Origin of the sequence: Amycolatopsis coloradensis (assembly GCF_001953865.1) — a bacterium.
In the GTDB taxonomy this organism is placed as follows: domain Bacteria; phylum Actinomycetota; class Actinomycetes; order Mycobacteriales; family Pseudonocardiaceae; genus Amycolatopsis; species Amycolatopsis coloradensis.
In genome coordinates this window covers 1-22,503 of record NZ_MQUQ01000019.1, presented here as the reverse complement: position 1 = coordinate 22,503, position 22,503 = coordinate 1, and the positions used below count along the sequence as shown (strand labels likewise).

Below are 22,503 nucleotides of genomic sequence, written 5' to 3'. Positions count from 1 at the left end.
GTTGCGGTCTTGGCGTCGACCATCAGGACTCCGTGACGAGCTTGCCGATCTCCTGGTCGAAGTCGAACCATTCCGGCTCGGAACCGGCGGGCACGACGTCGTAGGTGAGGTCGAGGAACTCGGCCAGCTCCTGCGCCGGCGCTTCGAGCACCGCGCAGCCGTCGGGCGCGCTGAGCGCGAAAATCACGATCGAGGCGTCGTCGGCCGGGCTGATGATCACGTCGCCCTCGCCCGATGGGGTGAGGAGGCCGTCCGCGAGCAGGTCCCGGCCGAACATCCAGCGGACCGTGCCGCCGCCTGAGTGGTAGGCCACCACGACGGCGTAGGGGTCTTCCGGGTCGTACTCGAGATCGGCTTGGACCGGGAGGGGGTCCGCACCGAAAGTGCGCAGACCGAAGACGATGGTCCCCCGGATGAGGTCGCTTTCCTTGTCCAACGCTCTAGCCCCTTACGTTCGGTTGCTGTTGATCTTCAGCCATGGATAACGCAATGTGAAGTCTTTTCGTGACCCGAGTCGACAACTTTCACACGTTCGGCTGAGAGCTGTGTCTCACGTGCTCACAGACGGTTCCCGCTGTGCACGTGCGGTGAGCAACTGGGAAAACGATCATCCGTGCAAAAGAAAGAGATTCCGCACGTGCATATTCCGGTGACTGAAAATAGCCAACCATTCGGCGGATGAAATCGCTATTGTTTGAGGTTAGCATCACAATTGCGTCGTTCGCGATTTTCCGGAGTCCGGCGTGGCTCCGTCCTGGACCTCGGCGAGCTTGATCGTGGTGTGCCGGGAAGGGGAAGAGCGATGGGTGTGCGAATCACGGTCACCATTCCGAGGGCGGACGCTGGCCGGCGTGAGACGGTTCACGGGCAGCGGCGCCGGGAGCGCCGGGGCTGCGTGCCGCCCCCGCTCCGAGCGGGCGACGGGACCGATCCGGCTGTGCCGAGAGCTCAGGGACGTCGCGGTGATTGAGCGGCTCCCGATGCGCGTCGGGCAGGCCGACATCGATCGGCTCGAGGGCGTCATCGGGACGCTTCGTGCGCGCGACTACCGCGAAGGCGGCGGGGCATGCCGCGAACTTCTGCGGGTGCTGGAGCCCTACGGCGTGGCACTGCGGCGGGGGATGATGTCCGAGGCGCTGGCGCGGAGGCTGGCGGGCGTGGTCGCGGATCTCCACAATCTGGTCGGCTGGACGGAATTCGACTCCGGCCGCCCCGTCCGGGCGGAGCGGCACTTCCGCCGCGCGCTCGAACTCGCGGCGGAGGCGGGCAACGACGATCTCGCCGCCAACATCCACTACCGGCTCGGCCGGATGTACCTGCATCACCGCTCTCCAGTGGAGGCGCTCGACCAGTTCGGTCAGGGACAGCTCGCGGCCCGCCGGGCGGGCACGCCGCTGTCGCAGGCCATTCTCTCGGCGAACGAGGCATGGGCCTACGCGCTGCTCGGCGACGTCCGCCAGGCGCTGGACAAGCTTTCCCATGCCCCGGAACAGTTCGCCAGTTCCTCGGCCGACGTCGCCCCGTCGTGGTCGGCTTTCTTCACGGCCAACGACATGGCCGCGATGATCGGCACGGTGCGCACCGAACTCGCCAGGCTCGTCGACGTCCGCCACAGCGGGGAGGCCATCCCCGCGCTGACCGAGGCCATCGACGGCTACGGCCCGGACATGGCGCGCAGCCGGTCGCTGACGATGATCTGGCTCGCCGTCGACCACGCGCTGGAAGGCGACCTCGACCGCGCGGCGGAGGTCGGCCTCGCCGCGATGGAGATCGCGGACGGAATCCGTTCCGCGCGGACGCGGGATCGTTTGCGGCCGCTGTCGGAATGCGCGCGGAGACGAGCTGACGACATTAACGCGCGGGAACTCCTTGACCGGATCGCAACATTTCGTGCCAGCGCCTGAGCGCCGGAGAATGGGTGGAGGAATGACCGGATCAATTACCTCAGGCGTAGGCTCGCGAGCATGAAACGGACTTCGTTCGCGCAGTGGCCGTGCTCGATCGCGCGCACCATGGACCTGCTCGGCGACTGGTGGACGCCGCTGGTGCTGCGGGAGGCGTTCTACGGGATCCGCCGGTTCGACGAGTTCCAGCAGGAACTCGGCATCGCGCGGAACACCCTCGCCGACCGGCTGCGCCGCCTCGTCGGTGAAGGGCTGCTGGAAAAGCGGGCTTACCAGGCCGATCCGGTCCGTTACGACTACGTGCTGACCGAGAAGGGCGCCGATTTCTACGGTGTGCTCACCGCGATGACGCGGTGGGGCGACCGCTGGCTCTCCGGGGAGGACGGGCCGCCGATCACCCTCCATCACGACACCTGCGGGCACGACACGCACGCCGAGGTCGTCTGCGCGCACTGTGCCGGGCCGCTCACCGCGGAGAACACCCGGGCGCGGCTCGGGCCGGGCTACCCGTCGAAGCTCGCGAGCCGCCCTGACGTGGTGCGCCGCTTCACCGTCCAGGAAGGTTTGACAACCTAAGTCTATCTACGCAACTATCGAAGTCACGAGCATGGAGAGGGGGCCACGATGGAGTGGACCGGCGCCAAATACGCCGACAAGCCGACGGTCGAGGTCCAGGCCTGGGTCGATGCCGATCCGGAGCGTGTCTGGTCGATCGTCTCGGACGTGCGGCTGATGCCGGGGATGAGCCAGGAACTCCAGGCGGCCGAATGGTGCGACGGCGCGGCCGGTGACGCCGCGGTCGGCAGGCGGTTCGTCGGCCGCAGCAAGCACGACGCGTTCGGCGAATGGGAGACGACGTCGCACGTCGTCGAATGCGAGGCGCCGCGCGTCTTCACCTGGGCGGTCCACGACCCCGAGACGCCGACCGCGCTGTGGCGCTTCACGTTGGAGCCCGAGAACGGCGGTACGAAGCTCCGGCAGTGGATGCAGGTGGGGCCGGGCCGATCGGGTCTTTCGCTGGCCATCGAGCAGATGCCGGACAAGGAGGAGAAGATCGTCTTTGTCCGGTTGCGTGAATTCGAGAACGCGATGACCGCGACCCTCGCCGCGATCAAGGAGCGGGCCGAGGCGGCCCGCGCGTGATGCGGACGGCGACCACGGTCGAGGCCTCGCGGGGCTGGTGGGACACGCTGGATTTCGTGCTGGAGGCGGAAAAACTCGGCCTCGACGACTGCTGGGTCGCCGAGGCGTGGGGTTCGGACGCGCCGTCCGTGCTCGGCTATCTCGCCGCGCGGACCGAACGGATCCGGCTCGGCTCGGGGATCATCCAGCTCGGCACGCGGAGTCCGGTCGCGATCGCGCAGGCCGCGCTGACGCTCTCGGAGCTGTCCGGTGGCCGGTTCGCCCTCGGGCTCGGGGCCTCGGGGCCACAGGTGATCGAAGGTCTGCACGGCGTTCCGTTCGCCCGGCCGCTGACGCGGATGCGCGAAACGGTCGCGATCATCCGTCAGGCGTTCGCGGGGGAGAAGATCTCGTTCACCGGCAAGGAGTTCGAGATCCCGCTGCCGGGTGATGCCCGGCCGATGCGGCTGTCGACGACGCCGAATCCGGACATCCCGATCCACTTGGCGACGCTCTCGCCGAAGCTCCTTGAGCTGACCGGCGAGATCGCGGACGGCTGGCTGGGCACCAGTTTCGTCCCGGAGGGGGCGGAAGCCTACTTCTCGCATCTCGACGCCGGTCTCGCGAAGGCGGGCCGGTCGCGGGCGGACCTCGACGTCTGCCAGGGCGCCGAGGTCGCGTTCGCCCGGGACGAGGACGAGTTGCGCGGTATGGTCGCGGGCCGCAAGGCCGAACTCGCGTTCAGCCTCGGCGGGATGGGTTCGGCGAAGACGAACTTCTACAACAACGCCTACAGCAGGCAAGGCTGGGCCGAGGCCGCCGCGGCCGTGCGGGAACGCTGGCAGGCAGGCGACCGGGAAGGCGCCGCCGCGCTGGTGACCGACGAAATGGTGCTCGGCACGACGCTGATCGGCACCGAACCGATGGTGGCGCGACGGCTGGCTGTCTGGCGTGACGCCGGGGTCGACACGGTCCGGCTGTACCCGGCGGGGGAGACGGTCGCCGACCGGCTCGCCACGCTCGGCCGCGCGCTGGACCTGGTCCGCGCTCTGGGCTGAATGCCCGTGCCGGTTGAGGTGACCGGCCGAGCGCGACCGGCCACGCCTGCTCCAAGCGGGTAGAACTTGTTTCACTTTTGCGCTCGGCTGGAGAACATGACCTCGCTCGATCCCCACGCGAGGAGGATTCATGAGTCCCGATTCCGGTCTGTCCCGGCGCCAGGTCCTGCTGGGCGCTGGGCTCACGCTCGCTTCGGGACTTCCGTTCGCCGGAACGGCTTCGGTGGACGCCGCGGTGATCGGCGAGTACGACGTCGTCGTGGCCGGCGCGGGAGCGGCCGGGATGACCGCCGCGCTGACGGCGGCCAGACGCGGACTCAGCTGTGTCGTGCTGGAGAAAGCGGCGAAGTTCGGCGGTTCGGCCGCCCGGTCGGGGGCGGGGATCTGGATTCCGGGCAACTCGGTGCTGGCGGCGGCAGGCGTCCGCGACACCCCGGAAGAGGCCGCACGGTACTTGGCCGCGGTGGTCGGCCCGTCGATCCCCGCCTCACGGCAGCGGGCTTTCCTCGCCAACGGCCCGGCGATGCTTTCGTTCGTGATGGCCAACAGTCCGCTGCGGTTCCGGTGGATGGAGGGCTACAGCGACTATTACCCGGAACTGCCGGGAGGGAAGCCGGGCGGCCGCTCGATCGAACCCGATCAGCTCGACGGGAACGTCCTCGGCGCCGAACTGGCCAACCTGAACGCGCCCTATCTCGCCACACCCGCGGGGATGGTCGTCTTCAGCGCCGACTACAAATGGCTCGCGCTGGCCGCGGTCCACCCGAAGGGCGCCGCGGTGGCCGCCGCCTGCCTCGCCCGCGGTACGGCCGCCGCTCTCGCCGGGCAGAAACCGCTCACCATGGGGCAATCGCTGGCCGCGGGCCTGCGAGCCGGACTACAGCGCGCAGGCGTCCCGGTGTGGCTGAACACGCCTCTGACGGATCTCGTCATCGAAAACGGGAAAGTCGCCGGAGTGACCGTCGCGGCAGGCGTGGTGAAGGCACGGCGCGGTGTCATCGTCGGCTCCGGCGGGTTCGAGCACAACGCCGCCATGCGGGCGGAACACCAGCGGCAGCCGATCGGTACACAGTGGACGGTCGGTGCCCGGTCGAACACCGGCGACGGGATCCTGGCGGGAAAGCGGGCCGGAGCGGCGCTGGACCTGATGGACGACGCCTGGTGGGGCCCGGCGATCCCGTTGCCGGGCGAGCCCTACTTCTGCCTCGCCGAGCGGACACTTCCCGGCGGGCTGATGGTGGACGCGGCGGGCAAACGGTTCGTCAACGAAGCGGCGCCCTACAGCGACGTCGTGCACACGATGTACGACAGGAACCCGACGTCGCCCACGATCCCGGCGTGGCTGGTCGTCGACCAGCACTACCGCAACCGATACCTGTTCCGCGACGTCGCGCCACTGCTGCCGCTCCCCGAAGAGTGGTACTCGGCGGGCGCGGTCAAGAAGGCGTGGACCGTGGAGGCGCTCGGCTCCGCGATCGGCGTCCCGCCGCAGGCGTTGCGCGCCACGGTCAACCGGTTCAACGGCCAGGCACTGTCCGGTGTGGACAGTGACTTTCGCCGGGGCGCCAGCGCCTACGACCACTACTACACCGACCCGTACGTCCTGCCGAACTCGTGCCTCGCCGCGCTTTGGGAGCCCCCGTTCTACGCGTTCAAGATCGTCCCTGGCGACCTCGGCACCAAGGGCGGGATGCGGACCGACGCGCGGGCGCGGGTCCTGCGGCCCGACGGCTCGGTCATTTCCGGGCTGTACGCCGCGGGGAACGCCAGCGCGGCGGTGATGGGCAACAGCTACGCGGGTGCCGGGTCGACGATCGGCCCGGCGATGACCTTCGGGTACGTCGCGGCGAACGACCTGGCGGATCACCCGGTGAGCTGAAGGGGACTTTCCCCTCATGAGATGGGGTTGAAGGGCGCCTTCGCCACGTCTGACGCGGGTATGGCGTCCTTCAGCCCTCGGCTAAGGTGGGGCGTTCGCGTGGCATCAAGGGCTGGGGGGTCCGCCATGAGCGTCAGACGTTCCTATCACCACGGGGACCTCCGTCGTGCGCTCGTCCTGGCCGCACGCGAGCTCCTCGTCGAGCGAGGTCCCGAGGGGGTGAGCCTGCGCGGCGCGGTCGCGAAGGTGGGCGCGTCCACCGCGGCGCCGTATCGGCATTTCCGCGACAAGGACGCCCTGTTGGTGGCGGTCGCGCTGGAGGGGCACGCTGAACTGCACGCCTGCCTGCGGGGCTGCGGCGCCGGTACGGTGACCGCGCTCGGGCATACCTACCTCGGCTTCGCGCTGGAGAATCCCGCGTTGTACCGGTTGATGGCCGGCGCCGGGATCTGCGACCGCGGCGCGCATCCGGAACTCGGCGAGGCACACCGGGAGACCTGTGCGGTGCTGGCCGATCGGGTGAGGGAGCAGCACGATCCTGGCGGGTTCGCCGTCACGCTGTGGTGCCTGCTCCACGGGCTGGCCACGCTCGTGATCGACGGCCATGTCGCCCGCGGTTCCGCCATCGCCGAAACCGAGCGCAGCCTGGCGTTCCTGGTCGACGCCGCCGGCTGACGTCCGCCTGGGTGATCTGGGCCACAATGTCTCCGGCGATGTCCGGAAACTCCCGCCCCGGCAAAGTCAACGGTGTTTACATGCTCGCATGAACGCATACGACTGGGAGCCGCCCACGGCTGCGGAAATGGCCGCATGGGAGGCGCAGGCCGCGGAATTCGAACGTCTCGCCGCCGAACACGCCGAAGAACGCTTCTCCGGTCGTTCGGACAGCGGCTTTGTCGAGGCCGAAGTGGACGGCAACGGACGGCTGATCGACCTGGACGTCAGCGCGGACGCCCTGCGCCAGGCCTACCCGCAGAACATCGGCCCGGACACGATCGAAGCCATCACCGCCGCGCGCGCCGCGGCCGGTGCCGCCGGTCGCGAGAAGGCCGCGGAACGCTTCCCGGAGGTGTTCGCGTGAGCCGCAGGAGCAGGCTGGAGAACCTGGTCAGCGAGATCGAGGAGCGCGACGAGAAGCGGACGCGGGCGATCGCGAACGTCCGGTCGCAGACCATCGAGGTCGACATCCCCGACGATCTCGGCGTCGTCGAGGTCTCCGGCGCCGGGCGCCTGGAGCGGATCGAGATCGATCTCGACAACCTGCCCTACACCACGGCTCCCGCGTTGAGCGCGAGCCTGCTGGAGGCGATCGTCGCCGCCGAGGAACACGCACAGGAACTCAGGCAGCAGGCGCTCGACGTCTCGCGCCCCCGCTGAACGGAGAACGACTTTGGCTCAGATCGACGGCACCGGCTACTACGTCGTGCCCGACGCCCTCCGCAAGAACACCGACGCGTGGGTCATCGCGGGTGACGCCTGGTATGAGTTCCTCAAGCTCGCCGGCGACTACGCGGCGATGTCCGATTCGGACATGGGACTGCTCGGCAGGAAGACCAATTTCCCGCGGGACTACAACGTCGCCCGCGAAACCATCCTGAAGACCACTCGGACCGGCTATGAACAGATCCAGGAAGTCCGCGACAACCTGGACAAGGTCGCCAAGGACTACGAGGACCGCGACGCCGAGTATTACGAGCGGTTCGGCTACATGAGCGACGACGACGCGAGCAAGCGCTTCTAGGCCTTCCGAGAGTTAAGGAACAGAGCATGGCGACACGCGAGAAGGCCGAATGGCCGGAGAACAGCGCGAACAAGGTCCAGGAGAAGGCCGAGAAGTACAAGCACAAGGGCGCGCTCAGCACCCTGGCGATGATCCGGGACGGCCTCTTCGGCAACGCCGACCGGATGGAGGAACTGGCCGTGTGGTGGGGCCAGGCCCCGTACATGGTCGACTCCGAGAACGCCATCGACGACTCCCGCAACAACCTCGCCGCGTACTGGCAGGGCGGCGGTTACGACTCGTACAACACCTACGCGATCAACGCGACGAAGCGCATCTCGCGTAACGAAGGCGTTTTCAACGAGATCGCGAGCACGATGGAGAGCTGCATCGACATCGTTTACGAAACCTACGCCGACGCGATCGGGTTCATCAGCGAGTGCGCCAACCAGCTCGTCGAGGCGGCGACGAACCTCATCGAGGACTGGTTCAACCCTCCCGGTGAGGCGGCGAACATGATTCGCGTCCTGAACGGGTTCGTCCAGGCCGTCAGCGACCTGATCGAGGCGTCGGTCCGCAAGATGGGCGACCTGCGCCAGATGGGTGTCTTCCTCTCCCGGCAGGCGAACGACTTCGCCGACGTCATGAAATTGGCCGAACCGGCCGGGAACCCCGACCTCTGGGCCGTCAAGCCGGTGCCGAAGGAACCCGCGGCCGCGCGGTGACGGACGAGCCGCCGAAGGAAGAGGACGCCGAACGCCTGCTCGAGAACCCGTGGGATCCGGAGACGCTGGCCGCCAAACGCAAGAAGGCGGGCAAGCCGAAGGCCCGGATCAAGGGGGCGGGCAAGCCCGCCGAAGACGCCGAGTACCGCATCAAGTTCGGTAAAGCCTGGTAGGGGAAGAAGCGTCCCTTCAGTGCGTGCCACGCGGTGAAGGGACGCTATACGCCGTCTCGTGTGCGGTGGTTGCCCGGTAGGCGATCGGTCACGGAAATGCCCTGATGACAACGGAAGCCATGATCTTTCGCTGATCATCCGGCCCGGTTCGGCCGCGAGCACTCGGCGAGCGCGGCACCGAAGGAACGCGCGGTGCTCGCCAGCCCGGCGACCAGCGAAACCGGGTCCCGCCGGACGGGCAGGACGGCGGCGAGTGCCGCGCCGACCCGGCCGTCCGGGGTTCTGATGGCGACGGCCGCGCAGCCGAGTCCCGCCGTGATGGTCTCCGACTCGGCCGCGTATCCGGCCGCGCGGATCTCCAGCGCGTCGGCGTCCGGTTCCGCGAGCGCGTGGTGGTGAGCGGCCAGAAGCCGTCCGGCGGCGGTCCCGGGCGGCAGCGGGGTGCCCGGCCACGCGGGGACGTCGTCGGCGGGCAGGACGGCTCCCGCCGCGACCAGCGCGCGGCCTTCCCTCGGTACCGCGAGCACGAGACCCGCCCGCATCCGCGCCGAAAGCGACGGCAGCCACTCCTTGGCCAGATCGCGCAGTTCGGGCTGCCAGAACCGGCCGAGCCGGAACACCCGGGAGCCGATCCGGTAGCCGCGGCCCGCCCGCTCGACCGCGCCGAGGTCGGCCAGCTGGTCGAGGAGCCGGTGCACAGTGGTCTTCGGGAGCCCGGTGGCCCGCACGAGCTGGGTCAGCCCGGCCTGCCCGCCGTGCTCGTTGAGCGCTTCGAGCAACGTGAACGCGCCTTCGAGCACGCCACGTCCGCTGACGGTTTCCCGCATCGCCGCCCTTTCTCGAGATCAGGCCACACCTGGAGAAGTAAAGTGCGCCCCAGGCCGTCCGGGATACGAACTTCCGGGCAGCCGAAGGGGCAGCGTTCCGCTGAACGGCCCAGCCCGCGACGTGACCGACACCGCGCCGGAAAACCACCGTGCCGGGTCCTGCGCCCCGGCGAGTTCCTGGCATGCTGGCAAGGTTCACGCGAACACCACAGCTCCCAGGGGGACGTCGACAATGGAGGAGATCCGCCGCCTCGCCGACCGGTTCGATCTCATCGAGCCCGTCGGCGGCGGCTCCATGGGCACCGTGTGGCGGGCACGCGACGACAACCTGGAGCGCACGGTCGCGGTCAAGGAACTCCTTCTGCCGCACGGGCAAGGAGAGCAGAAGGCCGACGAGGCCAAGAATCGCGCGCTGCGCGAGGCCAGGATCGCCGCGCGGCTGGTACATCCGCACGCCATCACCGTCTTCGGGGTGATCGACGAGCAGGACCGCCCGTGGATCATCATGGAGTACCTCCCCTCGATCAGCCTCGCGGACAAACTGCGTGAAGGGCCGATGGAGGTCGACGACGTCATCCGCCTCGCCATCCAGCTGTGCTCGGCGCTGGCGGCCGCGCACCGGGCGGGCATCGTCCACCGCGACATCAAGCCCGGCAACGTCCTGCTCGGCGAGGACGACACCGTCAAGATCACCGACTTCGGGATCTCACGGGCGATGGGCGACGTCCAGCTCACCGCGACCGGTGAGATCTCCGGGACACCGGCGTTCCTGGCGCCCGAGGTGGCCCGCGGCGAGGACGCCACTTCCGCTTCCGACGTGTTCTCGCTCGGCGCGACGCTGTACACCGCGCTCGAAGGCGGCTCGCCCTACGGCACGGCGGAGAATCCGATCGCGCTGCTGTACCGCGCGTCCAGCGGGGAAATCACCCCACCGGTCAAATCCGACATCCTGACGCCGCTGTTGACCCGGCTCCTCGACGTCCGGCCGGACAGCAGGCCGACGATGACCGAGACCGAGCGGGAGCTGCGGGCGCTGGCGGCGGGGGAGCCGACGACGCTCATCGCCGAGGAGCCACCGCCGAAGGCGCGCAAGGGAATGCTGATCGGCGTGCTCGCCGGGTTCCTCGTGCTCGCCGCCGTCGCCGCGGCCGTGGTCGTCTTCCTCGCCCGCGGCGAGGACCCGCCGCCGGACGCCGCGCCGCCGCCTGCCTCGCAGTCGCAGGCCGTCACCCCGCCGCCGTCCTCTCCTGAACCGCAGCCGCCGACCTCCTCGGCGGCGCCCCCGTCGTCGTCACCGCCTCCGGCCACGTCGTCTTCCGCGCCGCCTCCGGCGCAGACGCCAGGGCAGGCGCTCGCGGCCTACTACACGCTCATCCCGGGGAACCTCCAGGCCGGGTTCGCGACGCTGTCCGACAACTTCAAGCGCACCAGGAACCAGAGCTTCGAGCGGTACTCGGGCTACTGGAAGGAATACCGCTCGGTGAGCGTGTCGAACGTGTCCGAATCCGGGAACACGGTGACGGCGACGCTCACCTACGTCCTCGCCTCAGGAGGGACCAAGACGGGGAGGGAGACCTTCGAGCTGGTCCAGCAGGACGGCCGGTATCTCATCGACTCCCAGCGGGCAGGCTGAGTTTCCCGGCGAGGCGCTGAAGCCAGGCCTCGACCTCTTCGGGGGAGCGGTCCGGGAGGCCGAAGATCGTCTCGGTGACCCCGGCGGCTTCCAGCTTGGCCAGGTTCTCCGGGTCCGGGCGGACGCCGAGCGCGGAGATCTCCGGTTCTCCGGAACGGCCTTCTTCGCGCCAGATCTCGCGAAGCCGGCGTGCCTTGTCCTCGATGTCCGTGTCGCCGGGAGTGGTGAGCCAGCCGTCGGCCGACTTCGCGATCCAGCGGAACGTCTTCTCCGTCCCGCCCGCGCCGACGGTCACCGGGATGTGCGCTTGAGCCGGTTTCGGCCAGGCCCAGCTCGCGCCGAACGAGACGAACTCGCCCGCGTACGACGCTTCGTCGTCCGTCCAGAGCGCGCGCATCGCTTCGACGTACTCGCGCAGGACCGTTCGACGCTTGCCGCCGGGGACGCCGTGATCGGCCAGTTCGTCGACGTTCCAGCCGAAGCCGACGCCGAGGGTGACCCGCCCGCCCGAGAGATGATCGAGGCTGGCGATCGTCTTCGCCAGCGTGATCGGATCGCTCTCGACCGGGAGGGCCACCGCCGTCGCGAGCCGGATCCGCGTGGTCACCGAGGCCGCGGTGGCCAGCGCGACCCACGGATCCAGCGTGCGCAGGTAGCGGTCGTCGGGCAGTGACGAGTCGCCGGTGCGCGGATGCGGAGCCGCCCGTTTGACCGGGATGTGCGTGTGTTCGGGCACGTGGAAGGCGTCGAAGCCCGCCGCTTCCGCCGCCCGCGCGGCGGCCGCCGGTGTGATGCCCCGGTCACTGGTGAACAGCACTATCCCGTGTCTCACAGCCGCTCACGTTATTAGAACGTGTTTCAGTTAGCAACCGTCGCGCGCAGGGTGACCGGCAGCGCGTTCAGTCGCCAGGTGCCCGGGTCCGGGATCCGCAGCAGTCCGTCCGCGAGCGCGAGATCGGGGAACCGGCGCAGCAGTGCGGTGAGCGCGACTTCGGTCTGCACCCTCGCAAGCGAGGCGCCGAGGCAGAAATGTGGCCCGTGGGCGAACGCCAGATGCCACGCGGGCCCCGCCGCGCGCCGGATGTCGAAGACGTCCGGGTCTGGGAACGCCCTCGGATCCCGGTTCACCGCGGCGATCGCGACGGTAACAGGTTCTCCTTCGGGGATCAGGACGTCGCCGATCCGGACGTCCGTCGTGGTGAGCCGGGGGATCGTCAGCAGCTGCGGGCTGCACCAGCGCATCAGTTCCTCGACCGCGCCGGGCATCAGGCCCGGGTCTTCGCGGAGCTCGGCCAGCTGAGCGGGATGGGCGAGCAGGATCTCGACGGAGTTGGCGATGAGGTTGCCGGGCACCTGGCCGCCAAGGACGAGCTGCCAGACCAGGGCGACCAGCTCGGTTTCGCTGAGCCTGTCGCCGTCTTCGGCCTGGATCTGGAGTAGCTGCGAGACGACGTCTTCGGCGGGCTCGAGCTTCCGGTTCGCGATGGCGGCGAGTGAGTCCTCGACGATCCCTGGAACCGCTTTCGCCAGCCCGGGGCCGTCGCCCGCCGCGACCATGGTGCCGTACTCGCGCCAGCGCGGGCGGTCGGCTTCGGGGATGCCGACCAGGGCGCAGATCACGTCGATCGGTAGTGGACGCGCGAAGGCGGTGACCAGGTCGATCCGGTCTTGTCCGGCGAGACCGTCGAGGAGGTCGTCCACGAGCCGCTCGATCCCCGGCCGGAGCGCGGCGGCCTTGCGCGGGGTGAACGCGGGGGAGACGAGGCGCCGGAGCCGGAGGTGTTCCGGGCCTTCGACCTCCTGCATGGACCGCATGTACGGGCGGCAGTGCTCAGGGATCTCCATGCGCTGATAGCTGGCCGAGCTCAAAGCGAAACGCGGGTCGCTCAGCATTTTCCGCGCTTCTTCGTGGCGCAGGATCGCCCACATCGAGAACCCCGGCGCGGAGAGCTTGGCGATGGGGGAGCGCTCACGGACCGGGCTGTACGCGGTGAACGGATCGCGCAGGACCTCGGGGTCGGTCAGAAGGATCTCGGGAACGTCGGACAAGGCAGGTCTCCCAGTTCGGATGTTTAAAACAGATGTTCTCATCATCTGAATGCTCACGGTATCTTGATCCTCGTCCCCAGGCAACGACAGGAGACCGATGGCTCGGCTGAGCAGGGCGGAGACGCAGGAGCGCAATCGCACGAAGGTGCTGGCCGCCGCGCGTGACGAGTTCGCGGAACGGGGCTTCCGGGACGCCAAGATCGACGTCATCGCCGAACGGGCGGAACTCACCCGCGGCGCGGTCTACTCGAATTTCCCCGGTAAACGCGCGCTGTACTTCGCCGTTCTGGCCGAACTGGCGGAACGGTCCGCCGGAGCACCGCACGCCGTACCGGGCGAGACGCTCCAGGACGCGTTGGGAGCACTGGCCATGGCGAGGGTGGCGGCGCTTCCCTTGGGCGACGACCCAGCGGGCCTCGTGCGTGATCTGATGCCGGAAGTGCTGGCCGACGAGCGGATCCGGCGTCCGTTCGCTCAGCTGGTGAAGCTCAACGGGCTGCTGCTCGGGCTCGCGCTGGAGCGGCTCGATCCGCCGGAACGTCCGGCGGGAGCGCCGATCCCGCGTCGTGTCCGGCTCGCGGAGACGGTGCTGACCACGCTGCACGGCGCCGGCCAGCTGGCGGCCGCCGCGCCGGGACTCGTCGAGCCCTTCGACGTCGTGAGCGCCTGCGAGCGACTGGCGGGGCTGACCCTCAACGACTGGTGGGCGCCGCCGGTCATCGCGCCCGCGGCGCGGCCCGCCGACCGGCCGTGGTCACCGCCCGGGGCCGCCGACCTCGTGCGCGCCGAGACGTTCATTCCCGCCGATGGCGTGGTGGTCGTCCTGGGCACCCATCGGCTGGTCGCCGCCGAAGAGGCCGTGCGGGCCCACGGTCGCGACGTCACCGTGGTCGTCGTGACCAGCGAGCCCGACGAACTGGTCCCGCTGACCCGGCTGATCGTCGCGGAGGTGTGCGGCGGTCTGCGGCAGGCCTTCCCGGAGCGGGCCTGGCCGGGCGTGCGCGTGGTGTGCGACGTGACCGGGACGCTGGCGGCCGCCGCGGGGGTGCTCGCGGTCAGCGACGAGACCGAGGCCGCGGTCCGGGTCGAGCGGGGGCGGATCGTCGCCACGGCGGACGGGCGCGGCGCGGGGCACGCCGTCGCGGCGACGGACGATGTGTCCCGTGTGGACCAACGCGGCTAGACGACGTCCGTATGCCTGATGCGGTACACCTGGAGGCGAAGTCCGTAGTACTTCTCGGTTTCGCCGACCCAGACCATCCCGAGCCGTTTCGCGGTCGCGATGGCACGCACGTTGTTCGGCCGCGCGACGGCGAAGAGTTCGTCCGTGTCCTGGGTGAACGCCCAGCCGAGCAGCGCGCGGGCGGCCTCGGAGGCGTATCCCTCGCCCCAGGCGTCCGGATGCAGCTGCCAGCTGATCTCCAGGTCCTCTTCGTACGGTGGCAGCAGGTGGATGCCCAGTCCGCCGACGACCGCGCCGTCCTCCTTGCGCCGCACCGCCCATCTTCCGCGTGGCGGCACGAGGTTGGGCTGAGCCTGTTGCCAGGCCTGGAGAACCGAGCGCATCGCCGCGGCATCGGTCACCCGGTCCATCGCCGGGGTGAGCCAGCGGGTCACGTCGGCGGTGCCGTAGATGGCCAGTGCGGCTTCGGCGTCGTCCTCGGACCAGTCACGGACGACGAGCCTTTCGGTGGTCAAGTCCATAAGAGAACGCTACGCCTCCCAGCTCACGAAAGCGGCGGTCCGCGTACCTTGACCCCATGCGCGCCGATGCCCCGACCACACCCGAGCAGGCCTGTCCGATCGCCCCGGTGGTCGACCTCGTCTTCAGCCGCTGGACCACGCCGATCCTGTGGGCGCTCAACGAATTCGGCAGGCAGCGGTTCGTCGAACTCGAGCGGCGGATCGGGACGATCACGCCGAAGGTGCTGACCCAGCGGCTGCGGCAACTGGAACGCGACGGCCTCCTCACGCGGACCTATCACGCGGAGGTGCCGCCCCGGGTCGAGTACGAAATCAGCGACCTCGGCCGGAGCCTGGCACCGCTGTTCGCGACCCTCGCGGACTGGTCGGCGGCGAACCTGCCGAGGGTCGAGGAGGCCCGGTCGGCCTACGACTCGGGACGATAGCGCTCCTCTTTCTTGACTGATCGGTCCAGATATGGCTACGCTGCTCTGGTGTCCCGGGTGAAGGAATTCGACGTCGACGCGGCCTGCGGTGCCGCGCTGGAACTGTTCTGGCGGCAAGGGTACGAGGCCACCTCGGTCAACGACCTGGTCACCGAGCTGGGCATCGGCAAGGCCAGTCTCTACGCGACGTTCGGTACCAAGCACGAGCTGTACTTGACCGTCTTGAACCGCTACATCGCCCGTGGCAACGAGCGGTTCGTCGAGGACTTCGCCGGACCGGGGCCCGCGCTCGCCGGGGTGCGGCGGCTCATCGACCGCTTTCTCGCCGAAACACTCGACGAACCGGGGCGCAAAGGCTGTTTCGTCGTCAACGCCGCGATGGAGATGATGCCGAGGGATCCCGAGGTCGCGCGCGTGGTCGAGCGCAGCTGGGACGCACTCGAACTGGCCTTGCGGATGGCGCTGAGCCGGGCGAAGGCGCAAGGCGAACTCGACACCGCCACCGACCCGGAATCGCTCGCCGCCTTCCTGCTCACCGTTTTGCAGGGGATGCGGGTGCTGGGCAAGGGACCGGATCCCGGGGCGCGGGCCCGGGCGACGGCGAAGCAGGTCATCGCGGTTCTCGAAGCCGCCCGTCCACGGTGATTTCATCAGGCTCAAATACTAGAACGATCGGACCAGAAAGTTGGATACTGTGGGGAAGCGTTTCAGCGGCAAAGTCGTCCTCGTCACCGGGGGAGGTTCCGGGATCGGCCGCGCCACAGCGGTTGCCTTCGCACGCGAAGGCGCGCAGGTCGTCGTTTCCGGCCGGGACGGCGAGAAGCTGCGTCAGACCGTGAAGGAGATCGAGGCCGAGGGCGGCGCGGCCGACGCGGTGGTCGCCGACGTGGGTGTCGGCGCCGAAGTCGAGCGTCTCGTCACCGAAACCGTGCGACGGCACGGCAAACTCGACGTCGCGTTTAACAACGCGGGCGTCCTCGGCAGCCCCGCGCCGACCGCGGACCTCGATGAAGACGGTTTCGACGCCGTCGTACGGACCAACCTCACCGGCACCTGGCTGTCGATGAAGCACGAGATCGCGCAGATGCGGGCAGGAGGCGGGGGAGTCATCGTCAACATGGCGTCCAACATCGGCTCGCATATCCGTCTCCCGGGCATGGCCGCCTACGCCGCTTCGAAGGCCGCCGTGGACGTGCTGACCAGGACAGCCGCCCGCGACCACATCGCGGAGGGGATCCGGATCAACGCGGTCAGCCCCGGCGCCACGGACACCGACATGTCGTTCCGGCCCGGCGAGACCGAGGCCGACCGCGCCGAACGGCTCGGCGCGGTCATCCCGCTCGGCCGGATCGGCAAGGTCGAGGAGATCGCCGCGGCGGTGCTCTGGCTGGCTTCCGACGAGTCCGCGTCCGTCGTGGGACACGACATCGTCCTCGACGGCGGCGTGAGCGCCTGAGCCTCAGCGGCGTGAAGGCAGCAGTTCCTGCATCTTCGTCTTGATCCCTTGCGTCACCAGGTGCCAGGCGTCGGGCTCGCCCTTGAGGACGGCTTCGGTCATCGACTTGAGCTGCTCGAAAGTGGCGTGCGGCGGGATCGGCGGCACCTCGGGATCGCAGCGGACGTCGAGCACGGTCGGCACATCGGCCGACAGCGCGACGTCCCATGCCTCGCCGAGCCGGGCGGGATCGTCGACGGCGATCCCGCCAAGGCCGACCTGGAGCGCGAAGTCCGCATAGGACACTTCCGGGAGGCTCTGTGACGCTTCGAACTTCGGCGCGCCGCCCATGGCACGCAGTTCCCAGGTGACCTGGTTCAGATCGCCGTTGTGGAAGACGCAGATGACGCAACGCTGATCCGTCCACAGCTCGCGGTACCGGGCGATCGTCAGCAGTTCCGCCATGCCGTTCATCTGCATCGCGCCGTCGCCGACCAGCGCGATCACCGGCCGGCCGGGATGGGCGAACTTCGCGCCGATCGCGTAGGGGACGCCGGAGCCCATCGACGCCAGTGTGCCGGAGAGGGTGCCCCGCATCCGGCCGCGCATCCGCAGGTTCCGGGCGTACCAGTTGGTGGCCGACCCGGAGTCCGCGGTGACGATGGCGTCTTCGGGGATCCGTTCGGACAGTTCGTGCACGATCCGCATCGGGTTGACCGGATCCGCGTCCAGCATCGCCTGGCGCGTCACGGTCTCCTGCCACCGGCTGACGTTTTTCTCGATCCCTTCACGCCAGCCGCGCTCGGTTTTGTTCTCCAGCAACGGGATCAGCTGCTGCAGGGTGCCCTTCGCGTCCCCGAGCAGATTGACCTCGTTCGGATAACGCAGCCCGAGGAAGCGAGGGTCGATGTCGATCTGGACCGCGCGGGCCTGGCCGAATTCCGGCAGGAACTGCGCGTACGGCATATTCGAGCCGACGATCAGGAGCGTGTCGCAGTCCCGCATCATCTCGTATGTCGGCCGGGTGCCGAGCAGACCGATCGATCCGGTGACGTACGGCACGTCGTCGGGCAGGACGTCCTTGCCCAGTAACGCTTTCGCGACTCCGGCGCCGGTCAGTTCGGCGACTTCACGCAACTCGGTGACGGCGTTGCGCCCGCCCTGCCCGACCAGTATCGCGACCTTTTCGCCCGAGTTCAGCACCTCCGCGGCGCGGGCCACCTCTTCCGAAGGAGGGATGACACTGGCCCGCGGGTGATCGGGCGGAGAGGACGGCACATGCTTGAACTCGTGCCGCGGCGGACGATAGGTCTCCTCTTGCAGATCCGCCGGGATGATCAGCGCCGTCGGCGCCCGCTGGGCGATGGCCGTGCGGAGGGCGCGGTCGAGCGCGTTCGGCAGTTGCTCGGCGACGTTCACCTCGACGAGGTATTCGCTCGCGACGTCCTTGAACAACGCCTGGAGGTCCACTTCCTGCTGGTAGCTGCCACCCATCGCGCTGCGTGCCGTCTGCCCGACGATCGCGACCACCGGCACGTGGTCGAGTTTGGCGTCGTACAGACCGTTGAGCAGGTGGATCGCACCCGGGCCGGACGTCGCCATGCAGACGCCGGCCCGTCCGCTCAGCTTCGCGTACCCGACGGCCGCGAACGCGGCCATCTCTTCGTGACGCGTCTGGACGAAGCGAGGCTTGTTATCCGCTTTGCCGAAAGCGGTCACCAGCCCGTTGATCCCGTCGCCGGGATAGGCGAAGACCTGCTCGACTTCCCATTCACGCAGCCTGGTCAGGACATGGTCGGCAACGGTTTCGCTCATGCTCGCCGGATACCGCCGCCTTCCGGCGGCTAAACGTCCTCGAGGATCTTGGTGATCCCGGCTACGACGTCCGGATGCCCGAGCGGCAAGGGCGGCGGGATCCGGTTGAACGGTTCACCCGTGCTGTGCGGAAGCGCTTCGACCGCCGTCCCGGCGGACCGCACCCGCTCGGCCAGCTCTGAGGACTCATCGGGAACGGGGTCGATCAGCAGGACGTGCGCCACGGCACCGGGATGGCGTTCGGCCAGCCGCAGGGCGTCTCCGGCCGATTCGCCGGCGGCGACGACGTCGATCGGCGGGCCGCCCGGTTCCGCGTCGCCGAGCACGTCCTCGGCCTGGGTCAGCGCCCCGTCCACCGGCAGCCTGCACCAGATGACCTGACGTTTGGCCGTGAGCGGCCGCCAAGTCGCCGGGAGCTCACCGTGCTTGCCCTCACCAGCGGGGTCGAGGACCACCAGTTTCGCTCCTTCCGCTCCACCGTCGGCGACGACCGAGGGGCCTTGGGCGCGGACGGGATCGGGTTCGGCCGGCATAGTCATTTCTCCTTCAGCAGTTCGTGCGCGGAAGTTCCGGGGAAGCGGTGTCCAGCGGGACCGAGGCCGACCTCACCAGTCCTAATTGGACGGTCTGGCGCTTCGTCACCGCTTCGAGCGCCCAATCGGTGGCGGTGCGCAGCCGGTTGCCCGGCATGGCCAGCAGGTGATACCCCCGCGTCACCGCCTTGGCGGCGAGCCCGGAAAGGGGAATGTGCAGCGGATTCGCCGCGGCCTGGTGGGCACCGAGGTCGACGACGAAGCCGAGATCATGGTGCCGGTAGGTGCCGTGCGATCCGTACCCGAGCGACGCGGCCACATTCCGCCCGGCGAGCTTGCCTTGCCGCTCGGCGTGCTGGGCGGTCATCGGTGTGTACTCGCCGGGCCGGGTCAGATCCGGGACCGCGGCCGCGTCACCGCACGCGTAGACGTCACGCCGTCCGGGGACGTTCAGTTGCGCGGTGACGACGAGCCTGCCCTTGGCCGTCTTCAAGCCCAAGTCCTCGATCAGCGGATCCGGCCGGACCCCGACGCACCAGACGAGGGTGCGGGTCGGCACGGCTTCACCCGATGTCAGTGTGACGCCCTTCTCGTCGGCGTTGTCGACGGACGTCTTCATCAGCACCTCGACGCCGCGTGCCCGCAACACCTCGTCCGCGGTGGTGCCGAGCCGCCGGTCGAGCTCCGGCAGCACACGTTCGGCCACGTCCAGCAGCAACCAGCGGATCTTCTGGCCGTCCAGTTCGGGATGCCGGGCGGCGAGCGCCGCGGTGAACGCCGGACCCTGCGCGGCGACCTCGGTCCCGGTGTAGCCGGCACCGACCACGACGAACGTGCAGCGCGCGTCGCGTTCGGCCGGATCCTTCGCGGAGGCGGCGAGTTCCACCTGCCGGGTGATGTGGTCGCGCAGGTAGAGCGCCTCGGGCAGACCTCGGAAGCCGTGGGCGTACTCGGGCACGCCGGGGATCGGGAGCAGCTTGTTGACGCTGCCCGCGGCGAGCACGACACGGTCGTAGCCGATTTCGTGTTCGCGGTCTTCGGGGTCGGTGTAGCTCACGCTGCGGCCGTCGAAGTCGACCGACGTCGCGGTGCCGAGCACCAGGCGCACGCCGCGCAGGGTGCCGGGGATGGACACCGAGATCCGCCGCGGTTCGAGGATCCCGGCGGCCACTTCGGGCAGCAGGGGAAGGTAGAGGAAGTAGTCGGTCGGGTTCAGCACGACGATCTCCGTGTCGTCGCCCGCCGATTTACGGAGGGTTTTGGCGGCGTTGTAGCCGGCGAATCCGCCTCCGATGATCACTACGCGCATCGTCAGTCCTCAGTGGGCCAGTCGCCGGTCGCCTTGCGGTAGCCGACGGCGCCCGCCCGTTCGGTGGCCGCCTTCACCGCGCCGAAGATCGCGCCCTGTGCCGCGGCGGCGACGATCACCTGCGTCCAGGTGAAATCCCGGTCCGTGGCGTTGGGCGCGTCTTCCTCGCCGCTCACGCGTTTCCAGATCTGCTTGAACGCGATCCCGGCGAGCACGCCGCCCGCGGCGCTCACGACCATGTTCAGCGGTTTGTAGAGGACCTTGTTCACGATGCAGACCTCTTTCGCATGATCAGCCGGATCGTCACGAGCAGTGCGAGAACACCGGCGAAAATCGGCAGGGGATTGGCACGGACGATTTCGGCGCCCTGACGGAACTTGTCCGCCGCGGGTTCGGAAACCTGCTCGGAGATCTTGGCGCTGGCCTGATCGACCTTCGCGTCGAGGTTGTCGTTGACCCGGGCCTTGACGTCGAGTTTCTTGCCCAGCGCGTCGAGGGTTTCGGTGAGTTCCTCGCGCGTCACGTCACGATCGGCGCGGGCCTCTTCGGCGTTCTTGGGGAATTCGGTCATGAGCGCACTCCCTGCTTGATGGTGTCGACATCCTCGCGGACACCTTCGATGGCTTCTTCCGGCACTGGCGGTGTCGCGCTCGCGACCTCCTTCTTGCCGACCACGGCCGACAGTCCGCCGATCAGCAGCAGCGCCGCGCCGGTCACCACGGCGGCCAGCCAAGCGGGCATGACGAGGGCGAGTGCCAGTACCACCGCGGCGATCAAGGTCGCCACGCCGAACAGGGCGAAGAGGCCGGCGGCACCGAACAATCCGGCACCGACTCCCATGCGCTTTCCCTTGCCCTGCAGTTCGGCGACGGCGAGCCGGATCTCATCGCGGACGAGGCGTTTGACCTCGTCACTCAGGTCGGAGACCAATTCACCGACCGACCGGTCTTCGGTCTTTTCGATCATGGGGCACCTCCTCGGAGCGTTCTGTCCGCCGGGTACCCGGGAGTACGGGCGGTCAATCACGGCGAGTTTCGGGCTCCCGGGTGCCGGGTAGCCGAGGGATTGCCGGCTCGAAAGCACCCAACAATCAGGAGGATGCATGAGCACGATCACCGAAATGGTCGATGTCGACGTACCGGTCAAGACCGCGTACAACCAGTGGACCCAGTTCGAGTCCTTCCCGAAGTTCATGGAAGGCGTCGAGGAGATCCGCCAGATCGACGCGACCCACACCCACTGGGTGACCAAGTTCGGTGGGGTGAGCCGGGAATTCGACGCGACCATCACCGAACAGCATCCTGACGAGCGCGTCGCGTGGACGTCGGACTCCGGTCCCGACCACGCCGGTGTGATCACCTTCCACCGCCTGGACGACAACAAGACCCGGGTCACGGCGCAGATGGAGATCGACCCGGAGGGCTTCGCCGAGAACGTCGCCGACAAGCTCGGTGTGCTCGACCGCCGGATCAAGGCCGACATGAAGCGGTTCAAGGAGTTCATCGAGAGCCGCGGCAACGAGACCGGTGCGTGGCGCGGTGACGTGGATCGCCCCGGCAGCTGACCCCCGCCCGGGAGCTTCCCCTGGAAAACCCCGTTTTCCAGGGGAAGCTCCCGGGTACTTCAGGGGGGTGGTCCTCAACGAAGGGAGCGTCCTGGCATGACTACCAACGCATACGTCGCCTTCCTCGTCATCGGGGTGGCGCTGGTCATGCTCGACGGCCTGATCATCTACCAGAGTGGTAAGCGTTACCTGCGAGGCTCCCACGGCGATCCGGCCGCAGGGGCGTCCATGACGTGGCTCGTCACGGTGTTGTTCCACCTCGCGACGCTGGGCGTGCTGGCGCTGCTGTCGACCATCGACATCGGGGGCAGTGACCTGCCGGGCGTGGTGGGCAGGCTGGGCGTTCTGTTGCTGGTACTGGCCGTCGCCCACGCGATCACGCTCAGCGTGCTCTCGCGAATCCGTGGAGAGCAGGAGGCTGAAGCGGTGATCAACCGCCCGCGGCAGCGCGTCGGGCCTGAACAGCAGGGCACCACGGTGACCCCGGTGCCCGGCCAGGAAGGCCGGTTCCCGACCGCGAGCCCGTCGATCGAGCAACAGGCTCCGTACACGACGCCTTAGCCGGACCGTTTCGCGCGTGAAGGCCCCCTTTCCTCGGCTCAGCCGAGGAAAGGGGGCCTTCACGCGG

Annotated in this window: 29 protein-coding genes; 18 read left to right on the top strand and 11 right to left on the bottom strand. The window is 68.8% G+C overall.

The window, feature by feature from the left end; genetic code table 11:
- Window positions 1-22: 22 nt before the first annotated feature.
- A complete protein-coding gene (locus BS329_RS31910) occupies window positions 23-436 on the bottom strand; it encodes an SsgA family sporulation/cell division regulator (protein ID WP_076165465.1) in 414 nt (137 codons plus the stop codon).
- A 307-nt stretch (window positions 437-743) separates the two neighbouring features.
- On the opposite strand from BS329_RS31910, the gene BS329_RS31905 reads away from it, so the two are divergent.
- From BS329_RS31905 to BS329_RS43550, 11 genes are all read left to right on the top strand, one after another.
- Entirely contained in the window at window positions 744-1,904 is a 1,161-nt protein-coding gene (locus tag BS329_RS31905; protein ID WP_482746714.1) for a tetratricopeptide repeat protein, read from the top strand.
- A gap of 60 nt (window positions 1,905-1,964) precedes the next feature.
- Window positions 1,965-2,480 (top strand): winged helix-turn-helix transcriptional regulator, encoded by a 516-nt coding sequence (locus tag BS329_RS31900; protein WP_076165460.1) that lies wholly within the window; start codon window positions 1,965-1,967, stop codon window positions 2,478-2,480.
- A gap of 48 nt (window positions 2,481-2,528) precedes the next feature.
- Window positions 2,529-3,047 (top strand): SRPBCC family protein, encoded by a 519-nt coding sequence (locus BS329_RS31895; RefSeq protein WP_076165458.1) that lies wholly within the window; start codon window positions 2,529-2,531, stop codon window positions 3,045-3,047.
- The gene (locus tag BS329_RS31890) at window positions 3,047-4,084 is read left to right on the top strand and encodes an LLM class flavin-dependent oxidoreductase (RefSeq protein WP_076165456.1); all 1,038 of its coding nucleotides are present in this window, start codon (window positions 3,047-3,049) and stop codon (window positions 4,082-4,084) included. Before BS329_RS31895 ends, BS329_RS31890 begins: the two co-directional genes overlap by 1 nt.
- Window positions 4,085-4,214: 130 nt before the next feature.
- Entirely contained in the window at window positions 4,215-5,963 is a 1,749-nt protein-coding gene (gene kstD, locus BS329_RS31885; RefSeq protein WP_076165455.1) for a 3-oxosteroid 1-dehydrogenase, read from the top strand.
- A 126-nt stretch (window positions 5,964-6,089) separates the two neighbouring features.
- Window positions 6,090-6,638 carry a TetR/AcrR family transcriptional regulator gene (locus tag BS329_RS31880; protein WP_076165453.1) on the top strand — a complete coding sequence of 183 codons (549 nt, stop codon included), beginning with the start codon at window positions 6,090-6,092 and terminating at the stop codon, window positions 6,636-6,638.
- Window positions 6,639-6,726: 88 nt separating this feature from the next.
- Window positions 6,727-7,044: a YbaB/EbfC family nucleoid-associated protein gene (locus BS329_RS31875; protein WP_076165451.1), complete on the top strand. Its 318-nt coding sequence runs from the start codon at window positions 6,727-6,729 to the stop codon at window positions 7,042-7,044.
- Window positions 7,041-7,340 (top strand): hypothetical protein, encoded by a 300-nt coding sequence (locus tag BS329_RS31870; RefSeq protein WP_076165450.1) that lies wholly within the window; start codon window positions 7,041-7,043, stop codon window positions 7,338-7,340. The genes BS329_RS31875 and BS329_RS31870 overlap by 4 nt, the downstream gene beginning before the upstream one ends.
- A 13-nt stretch (window positions 7,341-7,353) precedes the next feature.
- A complete protein-coding gene (locus BS329_RS31865) occupies window positions 7,354-7,704 on the top strand; it encodes a hypothetical protein (RefSeq protein WP_084750458.1) in 351 nt (116 codons plus the stop codon).
- Between the two features lie 26 nt (window positions 7,705-7,730).
- Window positions 7,731-8,408: a hypothetical protein gene (locus BS329_RS31860; RefSeq protein WP_076165448.1), complete on the top strand. Its 678-nt coding sequence runs from the start codon at window positions 7,731-7,733 to the stop codon at window positions 8,406-8,408.
- Window positions 8,405-8,581 (top strand): hypothetical protein, encoded by a 177-nt coding sequence (locus BS329_RS43550; RefSeq protein ID WP_158075845.1) that lies wholly within the window; start codon window positions 8,405-8,407, stop codon window positions 8,579-8,581. The genes BS329_RS31860 and BS329_RS43550 overlap by 4 nt, the downstream gene beginning before the upstream one ends.
- Window positions 8,582-8,715: 134 nt before the next feature.
- On the opposite strand, the gene BS329_RS31855 is transcribed toward BS329_RS43550, so the two are convergent.
- Window positions 8,716-9,408: an IclR family transcriptional regulator gene (locus BS329_RS31855; protein ID WP_076165447.1), complete on the bottom strand. Its 693-nt coding sequence runs from the start codon at window positions 9,406-9,408 to the stop codon at window positions 8,716-8,718.
- Between the two features lie 232 nt (window positions 9,409-9,640).
- Between BS329_RS31855 and BS329_RS31850 the strand changes: the two genes are divergently transcribed.
- Complete coding sequence (locus BS329_RS31850; protein WP_076165445.1) at window positions 9,641-11,041, top strand: serine/threonine-protein kinase; 1,401 nt, start codon at window positions 9,641-9,643, stop codon at window positions 11,039-11,041.
- On the opposite strand, the gene BS329_RS31845 is transcribed toward BS329_RS31850, so the two are convergent.
- Both BS329_RS31845 and BS329_RS31840 read right to left on the bottom strand, forming a co-directional pair.
- The gene (locus BS329_RS31845) at window positions 11,016-11,873 is read right to left on the bottom strand and encodes an LLM class F420-dependent oxidoreductase (RefSeq protein WP_076165444.1); all 858 of its coding nucleotides are present in this window, start codon (window positions 11,871-11,873) and stop codon (window positions 11,016-11,018) included. The genes BS329_RS31850 and BS329_RS31845 overlap by 26 nt on opposite strands.
- Before the next feature lie 26 nt (window positions 11,874-11,899).
- Complete coding sequence (locus BS329_RS31840; RefSeq protein ID WP_084750454.1) at window positions 11,900-13,090, bottom strand: cytochrome P450 family protein; 1,191 nt, start codon at window positions 13,088-13,090, stop codon at window positions 11,900-11,902.
- A 97-nt stretch (window positions 13,091-13,187) separates the two neighbouring features.
- Here BS329_RS31840 and BS329_RS31835 point away from each other — a divergent pair, with 97 nt between their 5' ends.
- Window positions 13,188-14,273, top strand: coding sequence for a TetR/AcrR family transcriptional regulator (locus BS329_RS31835; protein ID WP_076165442.1), 1,086 nt, complete (start codon window positions 13,188-13,190; stop codon window positions 14,271-14,273).
- On the opposite strand, the gene BS329_RS31830 is transcribed toward BS329_RS31835, so the two are convergent.
- Complete coding sequence (locus tag BS329_RS31830) at window positions 14,270-14,794, bottom strand: GNAT family N-acetyltransferase (protein WP_076165440.1); 525 nt, start codon at window positions 14,792-14,794, stop codon at window positions 14,270-14,272. The two genes, BS329_RS31835 and BS329_RS31830, sit on opposite strands and share 4 nt — an antisense overlap.
- A 56-nt stretch (window positions 14,795-14,850) precedes the next feature.
- On the opposite strand from BS329_RS31830, the gene BS329_RS31825 reads away from it, so the two are divergent.
- Genes BS329_RS31825 through BS329_RS31815 form a run of 3 tightly spaced genes read left to right on the top strand, consistent with a single transcriptional unit; the run spans window position 14,851 to window position 16,675 of the window.
- Window positions 14,851-15,219, top strand: a complete 369-nt coding sequence (locus BS329_RS31825; protein ID WP_076165439.1) for a winged helix-turn-helix transcriptional regulator — start codon at window positions 14,851-14,853, stop codon at window positions 15,217-15,219.
- A gap of 48 nt (window positions 15,220-15,267) precedes the next feature.
- A complete protein-coding gene (locus BS329_RS31820; RefSeq protein ID WP_076165437.1) occupies window positions 15,268-15,864 on the top strand; it encodes a TetR/AcrR family transcriptional regulator in 597 nt (198 codons plus the stop codon).
- A gap of 49 nt (window positions 15,865-15,913) precedes the next feature.
- Window positions 15,914-16,675, top strand: a complete 762-nt coding sequence (locus tag BS329_RS31815) for a glucose 1-dehydrogenase (RefSeq protein WP_076165435.1) — start codon at window positions 15,914-15,916, stop codon at window positions 16,673-16,675.
- Window positions 16,676-16,678: 3 nt separating this feature from the next.
- Here the strand turns inward: BS329_RS31815 and BS329_RS31810 are convergent, their stop codons facing one another.
- Genes BS329_RS31810 through BS329_RS31785 form a run of 6 tightly spaced genes read right to left on the bottom strand, consistent with a single transcriptional unit; the run spans window position 16,679 to window position 21,277 of the window.
- Complete coding sequence (locus BS329_RS31810) at window positions 16,679-18,469, bottom strand: thiamine pyrophosphate-requiring protein (RefSeq protein ID WP_076165434.1); 1,791 nt, start codon at window positions 18,467-18,469, stop codon at window positions 16,679-16,681.
- A gap of 29 nt (window positions 18,470-18,498) precedes the next feature.
- On the bottom strand, window positions 18,499-19,002 hold the full coding sequence (locus tag BS329_RS31805) for a hypothetical protein (RefSeq protein ID WP_076165432.1): 504 nt from the start codon (window positions 19,000-19,002) through the stop codon (window positions 18,499-18,501).
- A gap of 13 nt (window positions 19,003-19,015) precedes the next feature.
- Entirely contained in the window at window positions 19,016-20,311 is a 1,296-nt protein-coding gene (locus BS329_RS31800; RefSeq protein ID WP_076165430.1) for an NAD(P)/FAD-dependent oxidoreductase, read from the bottom strand.
- 2 nt (window positions 20,312-20,313) lie between these two features.
- The gene (locus BS329_RS31795; RefSeq protein WP_007030245.1) at window positions 20,314-20,580 is read right to left on the bottom strand and encodes a DUF4235 domain-containing protein; all 267 of its coding nucleotides are present in this window, start codon (window positions 20,578-20,580) and stop codon (window positions 20,314-20,316) included.
- Window positions 20,577-20,882, bottom strand: a complete 306-nt coding sequence (locus BS329_RS31790) for a DUF3618 domain-containing protein (RefSeq protein WP_076165429.1) — start codon at window positions 20,880-20,882, stop codon at window positions 20,577-20,579. The genes BS329_RS31795 and BS329_RS31790 overlap by 4 nt, the downstream gene beginning before the upstream one ends.
- Window positions 20,879-21,277, bottom strand: a complete 399-nt coding sequence (locus BS329_RS31785; protein ID WP_076165427.1) for a phage holin family protein — start codon at window positions 21,275-21,277, stop codon at window positions 20,879-20,881. Before BS329_RS31785 ends, BS329_RS31790 begins: the two co-directional genes overlap by 4 nt.
- 136 nt (window positions 21,278-21,413) lie before the next feature.
- Here BS329_RS31785 and BS329_RS31780 point away from each other — a divergent pair, with 136 nt between their 5' ends.
- A complete protein-coding gene (locus BS329_RS31780; protein ID WP_076165426.1) occupies window positions 21,414-21,875 on the top strand; it encodes an SRPBCC family protein in 462 nt (153 codons plus the stop codon).
- A 96-nt stretch (window positions 21,876-21,971) separates the two neighbouring features.
- On the top strand, window positions 21,972-22,436 hold the full coding sequence (locus BS329_RS31775) for a hypothetical protein (RefSeq protein WP_076165424.1): 465 nt from the start codon (window positions 21,972-21,974) through the stop codon (window positions 22,434-22,436).
- The last annotated feature ends 67 nt before the right edge of the window (window positions 22,437-22,503 follow it).